Source organism: Bradyrhizobium sp. Y36, assembly GCF_002531575.1.
Lineage (GTDB): Bacteria > Pseudomonadota > Alphaproteobacteria > Rhizobiales > Xanthobacteraceae > Bradyrhizobium.
Map to the genome: position 1 here is coordinate 132,978 of NZ_NWTI01000007.1, position 17,116 is coordinate 150,093.

The following is a 17,116-nucleotide window of genomic DNA, read 5'->3' on the forward strand; positions in this document are numbered from 1 at the left end:
AACAGACAGGGCTAAGGCATAAGACTATGATGGATCAGCAGAATATCGGGACGATACGGCCCGCTTCAGCCGATCCTGCGGCTATTGCCCTGGCCAAGGCCCTCGGACAATGGCCGAAACCGGCCCCTTTCAGGCGTCCCAGCCCGAAAAAAGTCTATGACTCGGCCCCGGCGGCGACCGTTGAGGCGCTCGCCAAGGAGCTCGGCTTGCGGCTTGGCGACCAGAACGAGCTGACCATTCGCCGCATCAAGCGCGGCAAGGGCTATTCCTTCGTCCGCCCCAACGGGGCCCATATCCGCGACGCCCGCACCATCCGCCGGCTCCACGCCATGGCGGTGCCGCCGGCCTATCGCGAGGTGCGCTACTCCGCCGATCCGAGCTTGCATCTCCAGGCGGTGGGCCGCGATGCCGCGGGCCGGCTGCAATATCGCTATCACGCCGATTGGGAGAAGGTCCGCGAGCACCGCAAGGCGCATCGCCTGGAGAAGCTCGTCGGCGCGCTGCCCAAGATCCGGCGCAAGGTCTCGGCGTTCCTGTCGGGCGAGGAGCCGACGCGCGAGTTCGCGCTCTCGGCCGTAATCGAGCTGATCGCGCGCACCGCGATCCGCCCCGGCAACGAGTCCTACGCCCGCCTCAACGGCACCCGTGGCGCGACCACGCTGCTGAAGTCGAACGTGACGCTGGAAGACGATTGCTTCGTGCTGACCTTCAAGGCGAAGGGCGGCAAGGCGGTGCGCAAGGAATGCGACGCGGCCAAGCTGGTGCGCGCCATCGGCATTCTGCAGGGCGTTCCCGGCAAGCGCATGTTCCAGTATCGCGACGCCTACGGCATCGTGCGCGCGGTCAGCACCACGCAGGTGAATGCGTTTCTGCGCGAGATTGCCGGCATCAAGATCTCGCTGAAGGATTTCCGCACGCTGATGGCTTCTGCCGTGGTCGTGGAGTCGCTGTCGCGGATCACGCCGGCGACCAGCCAGCGCGGCCGCAAGAAGCAGGTGCTCGACGCGATCCGTGCCGCCGCCGACAAGCTCTCCAACACACCGGCGATCTGCCGCAAGAGTTATGTCCACGACACCATCGTCACCGCCTTCGAGGAGGGCATCCTCGAGCGCTTTGCCGCGACGATGAAGGGCCAGCGCTCGCAGGCGCGGCGCGAGCAGCTTCTGGCGCAGGTGGTGGCGACCGCGGCGGTCTGACCTTCCCGCCGCTACGTCTTGTTGGAAACGCCCCGGTCGGGACCGGGATCCCCGCCGGCGGCTGCGGTCGTGAGCCGTTCCATATAATGCGCCCATCCCGTTGCATGTGCGGCCGCCTGCTCCGCGGTCGGCAGACCGCTATGGGTCATGCGCAGCAGCGTGCCGCCGTCGCGCTCGATCAGGTCGATTTCGATGAGGCTCGAGCCGGGCGGCACTTCCTGGCCGCCGTCCCATCCGAACGTGTAGGCAAGGCGATGCACCGGCACGACCTCACGAAAGGCGCCGCGGGCGACGCTCCCGCGGGGGCCGATGCCCTTCAGCAGATAGAGCCCGCCGGGATGCGGCTCGGTGGTCGCATCCGAGCCCATCCAGCTCAGGATCTTCTCGGGGTCGGTCAGGTAAGCGAAAACGGTGGCGCGCGGGGCGGCGATCTGGGTCTCGCGTCGCACGACGAACGGTTCGGTCATCGGGAAATATCCCTTCGCTGAACACTGGCAAATGGCGGCGCCAAAGCGGCTCGTCAAGGATTGCCCGTGACAAACCCGGCCCCCCTTCGTCATGATCGAACCATGCAACTGTCCCCGACCCTCGCCTGGCTCGTCGATGCCGCCTCGGACAGTGCCGGAGCGGATCGCCTGCTCGCGGAACTCGGTGCTCATCTCGTCGCCGACGGCTTGCCGCTTGCGGCGGGCGCCCTGACGCTGGCGGTGCCGCATCCGCTGATCGCGAAGCGGACATGGTTGTGGCGCGCCGATAGCGGCCAGGTGATCGAGGCGCTCGGCTTTGCGCCCGGCGGGCTGGCACCGGATCCGCCCGACGACGCGGGCCGCCGCTGGTTGCGCGACATCGCGCGCGGCGAGGTGCACGAAGACATCGTCGGACGGCCCGATGGGGCGCTGCTCAGCTGGATCGGACCGCGTCCGTTCACCGCGGACGAAATCGGGCAATTGCGCCAGGCCGCGCGTTTTGCCGCAACACCCCTCGCCGTGCTCGCCGCGCGCGCTACGTTGCGGGCAACGCTGGATGCCTATCTCGGCAAGCGCAGCGCCGAGCGCGTGCTGGCGGCACCCTTGCGGCGCGATCTCGGCGAGACCATTCTGGCCGCGCTGCTCTATGCGGATCTGCGAAATTTCACGATCCTGTCGGAGTCTTCACCGCCTCGAGAGGTCATCGCAGCGCTCGACGCCTGGTTCGACCGCATCGCCGGTGCGGTTCATGCTTTCGGCGGCGAGGTGTTGAAATTCATCGGCGACGGCCTGCTCGCGATCTTTCCGGTGGTCGAGGCATCGCCGCGAGCCGCCTGCGAGTCTGCCCTGCGTGCGGCGGGCGCAGCCGAGGCCGGCATGGCCTATCTCAACGCGGAGCGCGGTGCCAAGGGCCTGCCGCCGCTGGCATTCGGCGCCGCGCTTCATCTCGGTGAGATGCTCTGGGGCAATATCGGCGCGGCCAATCGGCTCGATTTCACGGCGATCGGACCCGCCGTCAACCTCGCCAGCCGCCTCGAGGGATTGTGCAAGCCGCTCGGCCGAACGGTGCTGGTGTCGGGCGCGCTCGCCGCCGAGACGGAGATGCCGCTGGTTGCGCTCGGATCGCACGCGCTGCGCGGCATTGCCGCGCCATGCGAGGTGTTCGCGCTCGCGGCGACGTTGCGCGACTAAACCCCGCCCATCTTGCAGACGAGCTTCCACTCCTCCGCCGTCACCTTCTGCACCGACAGGCGCGAATATTTCACCAGGTCCATCTCGGCGAGCTTCTTCTCTTCCTTGACAGCGGCCATCGTCACCGGCGTCTTCAAGGGCTTGTCGGCCTTGATGTCGACGCAGACGAATTTGCCCGTCTTGTCGGTCGGATCGGGATAGGCCTCCTTGATGATCTCGACGATGCCGACGATCTCCTTGCCCTCGTTGGAATGATAATAGAACGCCTTGTCGCCTTTCTTCATGGCGACGAGATTCTGGCGCGCGGTGTAATTGCGCACGCCGGTCCACGCTTCGCCCTTGGCGCCCCTGGCCACCTGCTGGTCCCAGGACCACACCGATGGTTCGGATTTCACCAGCCAATACGCCATGTTCATTCCTCAGACTTGAAGGGACGCGTCAGCAGCCCCGAGATCGCCGCGTCGATCGTGCTTCGCCCGCTCAGGATCGCCGCGACCGCTTCTGATACCGGCATCTCGATGTTCTGCGAAGCTGCGAGTTCGATGAGTACGGGCGCAGTGAACTCACCCTCGGCAAGCTTGCCGGCGGGCGGCTGCTCGCCGCGGCCGAGTGCAAGGCCAAGGGCGAAGTTGCGTGATTGCGGGCTCGCGCAGGTGAGGATGAGATCGCCGAGACCGGACAGGCCGGCGAGCGTCTCGCTGCGCGCGCCGAGCGCGCGGCCGAGGCGCGTCAGCTCGGCAAAGCCGCGGGTCGTCAGCGCAGCCTGGGCGGAGGCGCCGAGCTTGCGGCCGACCGCGATGCCGACGGCGATCGCCAGCACGTTCTTGGCGGCGCCACCGATCTCGACGCCGCGGATGTCGGTGGAGTGATAGGGACGGAAGGTCGGCGAGCCCAGCGCTTGCACCAGGCGACTGGCCAGCGCTTCATCCTTCGCCGCCAGCGTCACCGCTGTCGGCAGGCCGCGCGCGACGTCGTCGGCAAAGCTCGGGCCCGACAGGATCGCCGGCTGTGCATGCGGCGCGGCCTCCGCGATCACGTCGGTCATGAATTTGTGGGTGCCGTGCTCGATGCCCTTGGCGGAGGCGACGATCGGCACCGCGCTTGTCAGATGCGAGGCCAGCATGTTGACCACGCCGCGCAAATGCTGCGCCGGCGTCGCGATCAGCAGCATCTCCGCGCGCGACGCCTCGGCGAGATCGCTCGTGACGACGATTTCGGGAGCGATCCGCACGCCGGGCAGCCGCGGATTGTCGCGCGTCGATGCGATCCGCGCGGCATGGTCGGCATTGCGCGCCCACAGCGTCACGGTGCGACCCGCCCGTGCTGCCACAGTCGCCAGCGCCGTGCCCCAGGCGCCGGCGCCGATCACCGCGACGGATTGGAATGCGGACATTCTAATATCCCGCCCGCGTCTTGCCGTAGCCTGCCGGCGCCGTTGCGTTGGCGTCGAGCAGCCAGCGCGCGCGGGGCTGGGCCTCCATCGTGTCGGTCAGGCCGAGCGCGAGGCGCTCGGCACCGGCCCAGGCGATCATCGCGCCGTTATCGGTGCAGAGCGCGGGCGGCGGCATGATCAATTGCGTCCCGGCCTGCTGCGCGACGTCATCGAGGGCGCCGCGGATCGCTTGATTGGCGGCGACGCCGCCGGCGGCCACGAGCGCGCGAGGCGCCCCGAACTGCTCGCGGAAAAGCCTCAAGCCGACTTTCAGCCGGTCGGCCGTCGATTCGAGCACGGCGGCCTGAAAACTCGCGCAGAGATCGCTGATGTCCTGCGGCGTGATCTCGGCCAGCCGGCTCGCCTCGGTACGAACTGCCGTCTTCAATCCCGACAGCGAGAAATTGGCATCGGGGCGCCCCTGCATCGGCCGCGGGAACGCAAAGCGCATGGCATCGCCGCTTGCCGCCGCGCGTTCGACCTGCGGTCCGCCGGGATATGGCAGGCCCAGCATCTTCGCGACCTTGTCGAAGGCCTCGCCGATCGCGTCGTCGACGGTGGTGCCGAGCCGCACATAGTTGCCGACGCCGGTGACGGCGACAATCTGGGTATGGCCGCCGGAGGCGAGAAACAGGCAATAGGGAAACTCGATTCCGTCGGTGAGGCGCGGCGTCAGCGCATGCGCCTCGAGGTGGTTGACCGCAACCAGCGGCGTCTCGTGCACCATCGCGATCGCCTTCGCGGTGGTGAGCCCGACGATGACGCCGCCGATCAGGCCCGGCCCCGCGGCAGCCGCGACACCGCCGAGCTCGCCGAAGCCGATGCCGGCCTCGCGCATGGCGCGATCGACGATGCCGTCGAGCAGGTCGACATGGGCGCGCGCGGCAATCTCAGGCACCACGCCGCCGAAGCGGGCGTGTTCCTCGATTTGCGACCGCACGATGTTGGACAGGATCTTGCCGCGGCCATCGCCCGCGCGCTCGATCACGGCGGCGGCGGTCTCGTCGCAGGTTGTTTCGATGCCCAGCACCAGCATTGGCGAATTGTTATCCAATTTGCGCCCTTGCGCTCATCCGGAAACCAGAGTTCTGGTACGTCCGGTAGCATTCCGGGGCCAGACTGCGCAATCGTCACGCGCAGCCATCCCAGTGATGCGTCGCCGCCAATTGGTTCGGGAACACCTGCGATGTCCATTCTTGTCACACGGCCGCATCCCGACAATGAGGCGACGGCGGAGAATCTGCGCGCGCGGGGGCATGCGGTGATGCTTGCGCCGGCTCTCAAGTTCGAGCCGGTCGCCTTCCGTAACGAAAGTGAAGCGCCCTATGCCGCTGTCATTGTCACGTCGGCCAACGCGATCCGCGCAATCGCACCGCAATTGCGGGACCTTGGTCTGCTGGAGCTGCCGTTGTTTGCAGTCGGCGAGCATACGGCCGCTGCAGCCCGCGACGCCGGCTTTGCCGAGGTGATCGTCGCCGGCGGCGATGCCGCGTCCTTGCGCGCGACGGTGGTGCAGAGCGCACGAGACAAGGTGCTGAAGAAGAAAAGCACGCTGCTGTATCTCGCGGGCGCAGATCTGTCGCGCGACCTCGGTGGCGAGCTCGGTGCGGACGGTTTTTCCGTGGTCACGCGGACGACCTATCGCATGGCACCGGTCAAGCACCTGCCGCGCGAAGTCTGCGAGGGCTTTGCTGCCCACGGGGTCGAGGCGGTGCTGCACTACTCCCGGCGCAGCGCCCGCGCGTTCCTGGATGCGGCGCGGGACGAAGGCGTCGAAATCTCGGCGCTGGCCATCCCGCAATGTTGCCTGTCCGAGGCGGTGGCGAACCCGCTGCGCGAGGCCGGCGCGTCGCGGGTTCTGGTTGCCGCGACACCGGACGAAAATGCCTTATTTGCCACCTTGGAGCGTGCTTTGCGGACCCGTTTGGCGTAAGAGGTCGGGCCGAATCCGTCGCAATTGCGTCCTGGTATGGAAGTGTGAGGAACCGTCACGATGGCCGACGACAAGCCTGAAGACACAGGATTGGCGCCCGACAGTGGTCGTGCCAAGCGCACTCCGCCCACCATCGACCTCGAAGCCACTGAAGTCTCGACCCAGCCGCGGGAGCCGGCGGTCGAGTCCGAGGCCCCGCCTGCGCCGGAGCACGCCGAGCCGGAGCAGGCGAAATCCGACCAGGTTGACGCAGAGCCGGAGCGCATTGAAGCGCAGGCTCCCGCTGCGCCGATTTCGCCCTGGGTCGTCGCGCCGTTCTCCGGCGCCGTCGCCGCGGCAGTCGTGATCGCAATCGGCTGGATACTGGGCTGGCCCGCCGTGCAGGCGCCGCCCGCCGCGCCGGAGGTCACGAGCGCCACGGTCGACGCGCTGGGCGGCCGCGTTGCCGCGGTCGAAGCCAGGGCCGGCAAGCCCGTCGCCGATCCGGCCATGGCGGCACGGATCGACGCGCTGGAGAAGACGGCAAGCAGCTTGCGCAGCGACATCGCCAATCTGCGTGCGCAGTCCGACAAGGCCGCAAGCGCGTTGAACGATACGAAACCGGCGTCCCCTGCGGCCACGTCCGACCTTGCCGCCCTCAACGATCGCATCGCGCAGCTCGAACGCGCCAGCAAGACGGAGCGGGCCGAGCTCGCGCAGCAGGGCGAGAAGATCGCCGATGCAAAAGCGAGTGATGACAAGCCGCTGCGCTTCGTGGTGGCGGCGGCCCTGCTCGACGTCGCCGTGCGACATGGCGACCCCTATCAGTCGCAGCTGACCGCAGCGCGTTCGCTCGCCGCCAAGCCTGACATGCTGAAGCCGCTTGATGTGTTTGCATCGTCGGGCATCCCGACCCCGGTCGCGCTGAGCCGCGAGCTCCTCAACATCGTGCCGAAACTGTCGCCGCCGGCGGAAGCCCCGGCTGCGAACGCCGGCATCGTCGAGCGTCTCCAGGCAGGTGCGTCGAAACTCGTCCGCATTGAGCGCACCGACGGGATCGGCAACGATCGCGGCGCCATCGTCGCGCGGGTGACGGCGGCGGCGCTCCGCAATGATTTCGTGGAAGCGCGGCGCGAGCTCAAGACGCTGCCGGAGGCCGATCGCGTGCCGGCGCAGGCCTGGCTCGACAAGGCCGAGGCCCGCGACGCCGCGCTCGCCGCCTCTCGTAAATTCGCCGACGATGCCATGGCGGATCTCGCCAAATCTGCTCGATAAGATTCGCGCAACGATCGGCGCGTAATAGGGATCGCCATGCTTCGCATCGTCTTCTTCCTCGTCCTGATCGCGCTGGCGGCGGCCGGCGCGGCCTGGGTTGCCGACCAGCCGGGCGATCTCGTCCTGACCGCGGGTGGTTTCCGCGTCTCGACGACGCTTCCCCGATTCGTGTTCTTGCTTGGGCTGTTTGCCGCCGCCGTCGTGCTGCTCTGGAGCATCGTGGCGACGGTCTGGCGCACGCCGGGGCGCTTGCGGCGCCGCCGCCACGACAAGCGCCACGCGCGGGGACGCCACGCCATCACGCACGGCCTGCTTGCGATCGGTCATGGCGACACTGCGCTCGCCCGCCGTCACGCCGAGGCGGCACGGCGGCATGCACCGAATGATCCGCTCGCGCTGCTGCTGCATGCGCAGTCGGCGCAGCTCGAAGGCAATCGCGACGAGGCGCGGCGCGTCTTCCGCGCCATGGCCGAGCGCGAGGACACGCGCCTGCTCGGCCTGCGCGGCCTGTTCATCGAGGCGCAGCGCGCCGACGATGCGGTCGGCGCCGTGATGATCGCGGAGGAAGCGATCAAGCTGTCGCCGTCCTCGACCTGGGCCTCGCACGCCGTGCTCGGCTTCCGCTGCGCGCGCGGCGACTGGAGCGGTGCGCTGGCGATCCTGGACTCGAATCTGTCCGCGGGCCTGATCGACAAGCCGGCCTACCGCCGCCAGCGCGGCGTGCTGCTCACGGCGCGGGCGCTGGAATTGGAGACCATGGACCGCGACGTCGCGCGCGAGAGCGTGATGGAAGCAATCAAGCTGGCGCCGTCCCTGGTGCCGGCGGCGGTGCTCGCCGCCAAATTCGAGAGCGAGGCGCACCAGGTGCGCCGTGCCATGAAGCTGGTCGAGGCCGCCTGGCTCGCCAACCCGCATCCCGATCTCGCGGAGGCCTATGCCCATGTGAAGCTCGGCGATTCCGCGCGGCAGCGCCTGCAGCGCGTCGAGACGCTCGCGGCCAAGACATCGGCCGACAAGCCCGGGCACGTGGAGGGCCAGCTCGCGATCGCGCGTGCCGCGATCGATGCCTCCGAATTCGCCCGCGCGCGGGCGGTGCTGGCGCCCTACGTCAACGATCCGACCCAGCGCGTGGCGCTGCTGATGGCGGAGATCGAACGCGCCGAGCATGGTGATAGCGGCCGTGCTCGCGCCTGGACCTTGCGCGCGGTGCGCGCCCGCCACGATCCCGCCTGGACTGCGGATGGCTATGTCAGCGACCGCTGGCGCCCGGTCTCGCCGGTCACCGGCCGCCTCGATGCCTTCCAGTGGCAGACGCCGGTCGCCAGCCTGCCCTCGGACAGGAGCGCCACGATCGAATCCTCCGCCTTCGAGGAAGCCATGCTGGCTGCGCCGCCGCCGAAGCGGGTGACGGTAGCTCCTCCCAGCGAAGTCCAGGTGGAACCGCCCGTGGCAACCCCCGCCGTAGCCCCGGTGTCGGCCGCGCAGGACAATTCGCCCCCCGAGACCAAGGAAGAGCCCGCCGTTGTGACCGCCGAGTCGGTCCAACCGGCTCCCGAGGCCGCCGAATCATCGCCTCCGGCGGCAACGCCGGTGTTTCGGACCCGGACCGACATCGGCAAACCCGCACCAGCGCCGATTCCCGCGGTTATCCCGATCGTCCGCGCTCCGGACGATCCCGGGATCGATGACGAGGGTCCGAGCGATGAATTTACGGAACAAATCGGCACCCCCAAGGCCCAGGCCGGGGGCTGGCGCGGGTTCTGGTCCCGCTGGGGCGCGTGAGCCCCAATTCGAAGCCGGCTTGTCCTTGCCAATTCGGGCCATGCCCGATATCAGGAGCGCGCGTATCGGGGTCGGCATCAGGCTCCGGCAGGGTCCGCCGCAATAGCTCAGTCGGTAGAGCACGTCATTCGTAATGACGGGGTCGGGGGTTCGAATCCCTCTTGCGGCACCAGCGCCTCGATTTTCCCGGCCCTCACACGCCTGCGGTCTTCTCACTGAGGCCGGCTCGCGCGTTGCGCTCCGCCCTTGTGTCACTACGATGCGCTGCCGATGAAATGCGCGCGACGGGGCAAGTGCTGGGTACGGAGACGAGGGCCAGAACGGATTGGGGCGCATGGCTGCGGATCGCCGGCCTCGTGATTCTCGCCTCAGGCATCACCGCCGTCGTCGCCTCCAGATCGCTCGACGCCTCGCGGCTGCACGGGCGGCTATCCGTTCCTCCGCTTTATGACGACGTCTCCTATTTCGGCGACGCGGTCAGGTGGGTGAATGCCTTTGGAAGTCGCGGCGTCGCCGGCAGCATCTCGGACTTGCTGCATCACCATGCGCCGTTTTCGACTCTGGTGGCGGCCACCGGTTTTTGGTTGTTTCCCGAAACTTATGTCGGTCCTTATCTCGTTCATGCCGCGATCGTCTTCGGCTTCCTGATCGGGATCGTCCGGCTCGTTCGACGACGGCCGGTTCTCGAGATCGCATCGTGTCTGGTCGCGGCGGCTTGCGTGCCTGTGCTGTGGCACACGGTCACCGAGGCACGTCCCGATTTGCCTTCGGGGCTTGCCGTCGGTCTTGCTGCGGGAGCCATCGTCTACCGCGGTGTGCTCCGGCGCAGCACTTGGTCGCGGGCTGGCCTCGGCGTTGCCTGCGCACTCGCCGCCAGCATCAAGCCGACATCGTTCCCGGCTGCGCTCGCTCTGCTCGGCAGCGCATTCGCGATCCGGCTGGTCGTCGATTGTATCCAGGCCGGCGGATTGCGCCCGTCGCTCCGGACTGCACTCAGCGTGCTCGTGTGGTTCGTGCTGCCGTTGATCGCGACCGCGGCCGTACTGATCGGACCCGCAATGGTCGAGACCGTCACCTACATCCTCCTGGTGTTTGTCAGCCAGCGCGATCTCTGGACGACGGGCGAAGGTTTCTGGGTTGGATTGTTACGCTTCTCGATCGGTGGAGAAGGCCAGTTCGGCCTGCATTACTGGTTCGCCATCGGGACCGGCCTGATGCTGCTACGCCTAGTGCTCGCGTCGATCTGCGGAAGCGCAACGCTGCGCGATGCCCTTGTCCTGCTCGTGTCCGTGCTGATCGCCTATGCCATCCCCTCCGTCGCGGCGATCAAGACCTACTATTTCGGTGCGATGTTCTATGGCCTGTTCGTCGTCGCGATGGTCCTCAATGGGTGCGCCAGTGCGGCGCTCATCGAAGAGCTGCTCGCCCGCCTCGGCTTGAGCAACGAGATCCGCCGCTACCTCCTCACGGCGGGCCGGGTGCTGGCGCTTGCATTTGTTCTCCAACTCTTCCTCAGACATGTCGTCGTCGGTCAGATCAGCACGGCGACGCCGCTGAGCGCGCAGCAGCAGGAGAGCATCCGCCTCGCGACCGAACGGCTCTGGTCCCTGCTGCGCGAGATCAAGCCGCAAACGCCCGGCCCGCTTTATGTCGGCTTCTCCAGCCCTTATCCGGTGACGTCGGCGACCATCCAGCTCTACGCGGCGCGGGCGAAGATGAATCTCGTCATCCGCGACGAGCTGTTTTATCGGAGCGCGCAAGAAACGGGCGATGCGTTGTTGCGGTCGGAGATTCTGGTGCTCTCGAGTTCGATCCAGCACACGCTGGTCGGGCCGCGCGTTGGCGACGAGCTGATCGCCCGCATGGACGCGGAGAAGGGCCTCTGCCTGCTCGACAGCATGAGCTTTCCGGACGTGAGCGTGCGGGTCTATCGACGCGGGTGTTGACCGCGGCATGCCGGTTCGAAAATGTACCGCGCTTATGTGAGGCCAATCACTTAATCTCCAGAACGGCGTCCGTAGTATCCCGGGTACGCAAACACGGGGAGATTTCACATGCGCAAGATCATTCTGGTTGCCGCCATGGTCCTGGCTTCCGGCTCTGCCCAGGCAGACGGCTCCCGCAGCCTGTCGCTGTCGGCGGCGGGCGCTCAGGCTCCCGCGCCATTGACCACACCGACCTCGGCGACCACGTCCACGCCGCAGGCGAGCGAAGCTGCGCCGGCGACGGAGGCGCCGAAATATTCGGACCGTCCGCCGGCAGTGTCGCTCTCTGCGCCGGCCGCTCCGGCGGTAACCGCGCCGCCGCCGACCCCGGCGCCGGTCGCGACAACCAAGCCCGCTACCAGGAAGACGGCAAGGGCGGACAAGCCGAAGTCCAAGCGCTGGACCGAGCGCCGCATCATCAGCGAGCTGCACCGCCACGGCATCTATTGGTAAACGGCTCGCCAAAAGCAAATGGCCGGGACAAGCCCGGCCATGACGCAAGAGTTCGGATTGGACGCGATGGCGTTTACTGCGACACCGTCTGCACGACGCTCGAGATCGGACGCGTGTTCGTGCTCGCGGTCGGCACCTTCATGTCCTTCATCAGCGCTTCGTCATATTCCGGCAGCGTCTGCAGCGTCGTCTTGGCCTTCATCTGTACGACCTTGTAGCCGCCGGCCTTGAGACGCGCGAGCAGCGCCGGCAGGGCGATGCCGGTATTCTTCTGGAAGTCGTGCATCAGGATGATGCCCTTGCCGAGCTTGTCGAGCCGCGTCATCACCGTCTCGATGATCTTTTCCGGCGTGGCGCCCTTGCGGAAGTCAAAGGAGTCGACGTCGGTCGAGAACATCGCGACGTTGCGGGTGCCGAAATAGCTGACGATCGCCGGATTATGCTGGAGCTGAGGGAAGCGGAAGAACGGCGCAGGGTTGGCACCGAGCGCGAATTTCACCGCGCTGACGCCCTTCTCGACCTCGTCCTTGGCCATCTGCTCGGTCATCTTCTTGCCGTTCAGATTGACATGCGACCAGGTGTGCGTGCCCACCGTGTGGCCCTGGGCCAGCACCTGGCGCAGGATTTCCGGGTGATAGGTCGCATGCTTGCCGACCGAGAAGAACAGGCCCTTGGTGCATTCGTCCGCGAGCGCCTTCAGCACGTTCGGCGTGTTCACGGGCCACGGACCGTCGTCAAAGGTCAGCACGACCTCCTTGTCGGTGAGGAAGTCGAACTGCTTGAAATGATCGAAGCCGAAGCCGGGGCCGCCGGTGGTGTCGATCTCGACCACGCGGGAGACACCGAGCGCATTCGGATTGGCGCAGGCCTGCTTCGGCTGCACCGGCATGACGGGAGCAGGCATGGGCGCGGGTGCCTGGGCAAGTGCCGCCGGCCTGGCCGCGACTGCCGCTGTGGTCTCGACGTCATCCCTGGCGGCGAGCTTCGCTGGTGCCGGCAATGGATCGGCGGCACGGGCTGCAACTGTCTTGGGAGCGCCCTGGTCGGCGCGCGAGGAATAAAAAAACCAACCGCCGGCGGCGATCACGACCGCCGCAACTACACTGGCCAGCATCAGGCCCAACGCATTACGCATCGCTACTCTTTCCAATTACGCAACCAAACCTGCGGAATTTCCCGCGCGACGAGCCATTAATGCGAAGTAACAGTTAACGTGACACCAACACGACGGCGGTTGTGGAGGAATTTCAGGCAGGTGCGCCAAAGTGACGGAGGTCACAGAAGGCGTGTCTCCCGTGATCGTCATCACAGTGGAAACGGTTTTGCTGGAGCATCGTAGTTCCCATCAACAACGGGCGCCGTTGCGACGGTGCCAATGGGAGCTTCAAATGACCAAGTCGCTGAACGCCACGTCGCAGAATACCAAGTCCTTCTCTGCCAGGATCCGCGACACCAGCTTGGCCCTCGGCTTTGCCGCCATCGTCTCGCTGGTCTCGACGACTTCGAGCTTCGCCTTCTCGGCCGAGGCTCAGCAGATGTGCACCGGCGATGCCTTCCGCCTGTGCTCGTCGGAAATCCCCAACATCCCGAAGATCACGGCGTGCATGATGAAGCATCGCTCCGATCTCAGCGCCGGCTGCCGCGCGGTGATGGACAAGGATCTCGCCAAGGGCGCCTCGCGCAAGGTCGCTGACGCCCAGGACAGCCAGTAACGCGCGCAACGACATCGTTGCGTTGGTCAGCTCCCCTCGCGATGTGCCCCGGCCAAAGCCGGGGCCACGCGGCGGCACGCCTCCCGCTTGGAAATAAAGCCGTTGCAGGTGCGGGATCGTCGCACTAGCTTCCCCGCACGTCTTTCCGGGTAAGAGGCATTAAGCGATGACCAGATTTCTTTTCGTTATTTCTTTGCTCTTGTGCGCGTCCGCCGCGTCAGCGCAACAGCAGCCCGGCCATGATGCCTGCGCGCGCGACGTCACGCGCTTCTGCCGCGCGGTGATGAACAATGGCGACGGCGCCGTGCTCGCCTGCCTGAAGCAGAACCGCACCAAGCTGAGCAAAGGCTGCGACAAGGTGCTGACCGAGCACGGGCAGTGATCGTCATTCCGGGGCGCGCGAAGCGCGAGCCCGGAATCGATCGAGCCACCAACTCTTGAGATAAATGGATTCCGGGTTCACGCCTGACGGCGCGCCCCGGGATGACCAGAGGTCTACGTGCTGCTTCCCGCCGCCGTCGCGACCACCGGCAACACCTCCGCGCTTGCGCTGTCCGGCGTCTCGTCCTTCCAGCGCACCGAGCCGAACGGGCGCTCGAGCATGCGGCGGATCCGCACTGGGTCCGGGCCGATGTGGAAACCGATCGCCTGTTGATGAAGCGCGCGTTCGGACTGGGTCGAGCGGTTGCGCTGGCGCAAGTAATCGAACCAGGTCGGGCAATGATAGCGCTCGGTCCACAATTCCGGATCGGCGATGTCGCGGGCGATCGACCAGCCATAGGCGCCGTTGCGCTGCCGGGAGAGCTGCACGTCCTGCATGACGTTGTGAAACGCGCGCGCGTTGTCCTGTGCGACGCGATATTCGATCTCGACCACCAGGGGGCCGCTGCGACCCGTCAGGGACAGTTTCACCTCGGGATCGGCCAAGACGTCGGCATCCTCGTTGCGGGCACCGACGCGCGGCATCGTCAGCCAGATCCCGAGCAGCGGCGAGATCAGCATCAGGCCGGCCGCCGTCAGCAGCGCAATTTCGACGCCGGCATAGTCGGTGAGATGGCCCCAGCCCCAGGCGCCGATCGCGATTCCGCCGGAAATCGAGGCCTGGAACGCCGCGAGCGAGCGGCCGGCGACCCAGCGCGGCGCCGAGAGCTGCACGCCGATGTTGAACAGCGCGATCGCGGCCATCCAGACCGCGCCGGCCAGCACCAGCGCCGTCGCCGTCAGCACCGGCTCGGTGCTGAGGGCAAGCGCAGCCATCGCGAACGCCATCGAGATGGTGCAGGCGCGGATCGCGGCCTCGCCGCTCATGCGCTTGCGCAGTTCGTGGATGTTGAGTGCGCCGATCACGGCGCCCATGCCGAAGGCGCCGAGCATGATGCCGTAGGTCTGGGCGCCGCCGTGCAGCAGATCGCGCGCGACCAGCGGCATCAGCGCCATGATGGCGCCGCCGATCAGGCCCATCACCAGCGTGCGCAACAGCACGATCTTGATCGGCGGCGAGTTGGTGATGTAGCGGAAACCCGAGACCATCGCGCGGTTGAGCTTTTCCCGCGGTAGGCGGGAGGGTTCGGTGTTGCGCCGCCACAGCAGCAGCACCACCAGCAATGGCAGATAGAGGATCGCATTGCAGGCGAAGGCGGCGACCGCGCCCAGTGCCGCGACGATGACGCCGCCGACCGCGGGACCGAAGCTGCGTGCGATGTTGTAGCTGATGCCGTTGAGTGCGACCGCCGAAGGCAACGCATCGGGCGGCACCTGTTCGCTGACCGAGGACTGCCACGCCGGGCCGAACAGCGCGTTGCCGCTGCCCACCACGAAGCAGAAGGCCAGCAGCAATTCGGGGCTGATGCGATTGAGCCCGGCCAGCACGGTGAGCGCCGTTGCGCCGGTCAGCGCGATCATCAGCGAGACCAGCGTGACGATGCGCCGGTCATACATGTCGGCAATAGCGCCGGCCGGCATCGAGATCAGCATGATCGGAAGCATCAGGGCGGTCTGCACCAGCGCCACCTGGTCGGCCGAGGCCGCCATCTGCGTCATCGCCCAGGCCGCGCCCACGCCCTGGATCAGGAGGCCGAGATTGGAGAGCAGGCTGGCGAGCCAGATACGCCGGAACACGGTGTAGCGCAGCGGCGCGGTGATGCCGTCGGCGGCCATTTTCTGACGGTTTGGCGGCTCGGTCATATCCCCTTCCATATCGGCTGGCAGAAGTGGTGCAGGCGATTCCGGCGAATTCTTTGATGCCTGCGAAAGTCCTTCGCTGTCCAGTGGTTAGGCCGCTATAAGCGGTGCAAAGAGGCGGTTTGCCGGGGAGGAACAGATGAAGCTGTCGCGACGGACGATCCTGCAGGGGGCGGGCAGCTTGCCTTTCGCAATTGCGAGCTTGCGGACGGGCGCATGGGCTCAATCAGCGCCGGCGGCTGCATTGTCTCCGGACCCGCCGCCGTCGATCCTGTTCGTCCACGGCAATGGCGACTACGACGCGCTCTGGATGACGACGCTGTGGCGGATGGAATCCAACGGCATCGCGCACGATCGCATGATGGCGATCAACTTCACCGATCCCAATGCGCGTACCGACGACAAGGTCGAGCAGGCGAACCGTTCCTCGACCGAGGACCAGCGCCGCGAGCTCACGGCTGCCATCGCCGAGCTGAAGCGCCGGACCGGCGCGTCCCGCGTGGCGCTGGTCGGCAGCTCGCGCGGCGGCTATGCGATCCGCAATGTCATCAAGAACGGTGGCGCCGGCGATGTCAGCCACGCCGTCTTGTGCGGCACGCCCAATCACGGCGTGTTCGCGACCGACGACCAGCCGAACAACGAGTTCAACGGCCGCGGCACATTCCTGCGCAGCCTGAACGAAGGCGAGAGCGAGGTGACGCCGGGCGTTGCCTTCCTCACCTTGCGCAGCGACGGCATGGACAAATACGCGCAGGCCGACGGTCGCTTCATCGGCAAGCCGGGTACGCCGACCGGGGTCACCAATGAAGGCCCGGAGCTGAAGGGCGCCACCAATCTCGTGCTCGGTGCGCTCGACCATCGCGAGGTGGCGTTCCACCCGCGCGCCTTCCGCGAGATCTACAAGTTCATTGCGGGACGCGAGCCCGCCCGCATAGCGATCGTGCCGGAGCCGGCCGTCAGGCTCAGCGGCCTCGTCACCGGCACGCCCGGCGGCGTGTCGACCAACCGCCCGGTGGCAGGTGCAACCGTCGATATCTTCCGCGTCGATCCCGATACTGGTGAGCGCAAGGGCGCCGCCGTGCATAGCGCAAAGACCGGCGCCGATGGGCGCTGGGGCCCGGCGCAGGTCGAGCCTTCCTGGGCGCTCGAATTCGTCCTGACGTCCCCGGACGCGCCGACGACGCACATCTATCGCTCGCCCTTCCCACGCTCGTCCGACGTCGTGCATCTGCGCGCCGCGCGCCCGCTCGGTCCCGCCGACAAAGATGCCGGCGCGGTCGTGATCATGTCGCGTCCGCGCGGCTATTTCGGCCTGCCGCGGGACGTGGTTCTGTTCGACGGCAAGGAGCCGGCCGACGTCAAGCCGGGCGTGCCCACGGATTCGGCAGCGACGTTGCGCCTTCCAATCAGCGAGGTTGGGCGTAACATCGTGGTCCAGTTCGGCGAAGAACGGATTGTGGCACGAGCCTGGCCGGCCCAAGAGAACAGGATTGCGATTGCCGAGCTGACTTACTAGCTATTGACCTGCGT

The 17,116-nt window shown here is 67.0% G+C and carries 16 protein-coding genes and 1 tRNA gene; 11 read left to right on the forward strand and 6 right to left on the reverse strand.

Translation table 11 applies throughout. The features are described 5' to 3' along the window. Positions 1-26: 26 nt before the first annotated feature. Positions 27-1,196 (forward strand): DNA topoisomerase IB, encoded by a 1,170-nt coding sequence (locus CO669_RS14870; protein ID WP_097660547.1) that lies wholly within the window; start codon positions 27-29, stop codon positions 1,194-1,196. 11 nt (positions 1,197-1,207) lie between these two features. On the opposite strand, the gene CO669_RS14875 is transcribed toward CO669_RS14870, so the two are convergent. Continuing rightward, entirely contained in the window at positions 1,208-1,663 is a 456-nt protein-coding gene (locus CO669_RS14875) for an SRPBCC family protein (RefSeq protein WP_097660548.1), read from the reverse strand. Positions 1,664-1,765: 102 nt separating this feature from the next. Between CO669_RS14875 and CO669_RS14880 the strand changes: the two genes are divergently transcribed. Next, positions 1,766-2,854, forward strand: a complete 1,089-nt coding sequence (locus CO669_RS14880; RefSeq protein WP_097660549.1) for an adenylate/guanylate cyclase domain-containing protein — start codon at positions 1,766-1,768, stop codon at positions 2,852-2,854. On the opposite strand, the gene CO669_RS14885 is transcribed toward CO669_RS14880, so the two are convergent. From CO669_RS14885 to tsaD, 3 genes are read right to left on the reverse strand one after another with little or no spacing between them, the layout of a single operon-like run. Beyond that, positions 2,851-3,264, reverse strand: a complete 414-nt coding sequence (locus CO669_RS14885) for an EVE domain-containing protein (protein ID WP_097660720.1) — start codon at positions 3,262-3,264, stop codon at positions 2,851-2,853. The two genes, CO669_RS14880 and CO669_RS14885, sit on opposite strands and share 4 nt — an antisense overlap. 2 nt (positions 3,265-3,266) lie before the next feature. Next, entirely contained in the window at positions 3,267-4,247 is a 981-nt protein-coding gene (locus tag CO669_RS14890) for an NAD(P)H-dependent glycerol-3-phosphate dehydrogenase (RefSeq protein WP_097660550.1), read from the reverse strand. Position 4,248: 1 nt separating this feature from the next. Further along, a complete protein-coding gene (gene tsaD, locus CO669_RS14895; protein ID WP_097660551.1) occupies positions 4,249-5,322 on the reverse strand; it encodes a tRNA (adenosine(37)-N6)-threonylcarbamoyltransferase complex transferase subunit TsaD in 1,074 nt (357 codons plus the stop codon). 150 nt (positions 5,323-5,472) lie between these two features. On the opposite strand from tsaD, the gene CO669_RS14900 reads away from it, so the two are divergent. The 6 genes from CO669_RS14900 (at position 5,473) to CO669_RS14925 (ending at position 11,693) form a co-directional block, all read left to right on the forward strand. Then, positions 5,473-6,219, forward strand: a complete 747-nt coding sequence (locus tag CO669_RS14900; RefSeq protein WP_097660552.1) for a uroporphyrinogen-III synthase — start codon at positions 5,473-5,475, stop codon at positions 6,217-6,219. A 60-nt stretch (positions 6,220-6,279) separates the two neighbouring features. Continuing rightward, positions 6,280-7,473: a COG4223 family protein gene (locus CO669_RS14905; RefSeq protein ID WP_097660553.1), complete on the forward strand. Its 1,194-nt coding sequence runs from the start codon at positions 6,280-6,282 to the stop codon at positions 7,471-7,473. 36 nt (positions 7,474-7,509) lie between these two features. Further along, entirely contained in the window at positions 7,510-9,255 is a 1,746-nt protein-coding gene (locus CO669_RS14910; protein ID WP_097660554.1) for a heme biosynthesis HemY N-terminal domain-containing protein, read from the forward strand. 96 nt (positions 9,256-9,351) lie between these two features. Continuing rightward, a tRNA-Thr gene (locus tag CO669_RS14915) sits at positions 9,352-9,427 on the forward strand. Positions 9,428-9,611: 184 nt separating this feature from the next. Then, positions 9,612-11,201: a F0F1 ATP synthase subunit delta gene (locus CO669_RS14920; RefSeq protein ID WP_245444315.1), complete on the forward strand. Its 1,590-nt coding sequence runs from the start codon at positions 9,612-9,614 to the stop codon at positions 11,199-11,201. 108 nt (positions 11,202-11,309) lie between these two features. Then, positions 11,310-11,693 carry a hypothetical protein gene (locus tag CO669_RS14925; protein WP_097660556.1) on the forward strand — a complete coding sequence of 128 codons (384 nt, stop codon included), beginning with the start codon at positions 11,310-11,312 and terminating at the stop codon, positions 11,691-11,693. A 73-nt stretch (positions 11,694-11,766) separates the two neighbouring features. On the opposite strand, the gene CO669_RS14930 is transcribed toward CO669_RS14925, so the two are convergent. Beyond that, positions 11,767-12,828 (reverse strand): polysaccharide deacetylase family protein, encoded by a 1,062-nt coding sequence (locus tag CO669_RS14930; protein ID WP_097660557.1) that lies wholly within the window; start codon positions 12,826-12,828, stop codon positions 11,767-11,769. Between the two features lie 253 nt (positions 12,829-13,081). Between CO669_RS14930 and CO669_RS14935 the strand changes: the two genes are divergently transcribed. Beyond that, complete coding sequence (locus tag CO669_RS14935; protein ID WP_097660558.1) at positions 13,082-13,405, forward strand: hypothetical protein; 324 nt, start codon at positions 13,082-13,084, stop codon at positions 13,403-13,405. Positions 13,406-13,571: 166 nt separating this feature from the next. Next, positions 13,572-13,787 (forward strand): hypothetical protein, encoded by a 216-nt coding sequence (locus CO669_RS14940; RefSeq protein WP_097660559.1) that lies wholly within the window; start codon positions 13,572-13,574, stop codon positions 13,785-13,787. Between the two features lie 113 nt (positions 13,788-13,900). Here CO669_RS14940 and CO669_RS14945 read toward each other — a convergent pair whose 3' ends face one another. Next, positions 13,901-15,589 (reverse strand): MFS transporter, encoded by a 1,689-nt coding sequence (locus tag CO669_RS14945; RefSeq protein ID WP_097660721.1) that lies wholly within the window; start codon positions 15,587-15,589, stop codon positions 13,901-13,903. A 136-nt stretch (positions 15,590-15,725) separates the two neighbouring features. Here CO669_RS14945 and CO669_RS14950 point away from each other — a divergent pair, with 136 nt between their 5' ends. Continuing rightward, a complete protein-coding gene (locus tag CO669_RS14950) occupies positions 15,726-17,102 on the forward strand; it encodes a hydrolase (RefSeq protein WP_097660560.1) in 1,377 nt (458 codons plus the stop codon). Positions 17,103-17,116 lie beyond the last annotated feature (14 nt).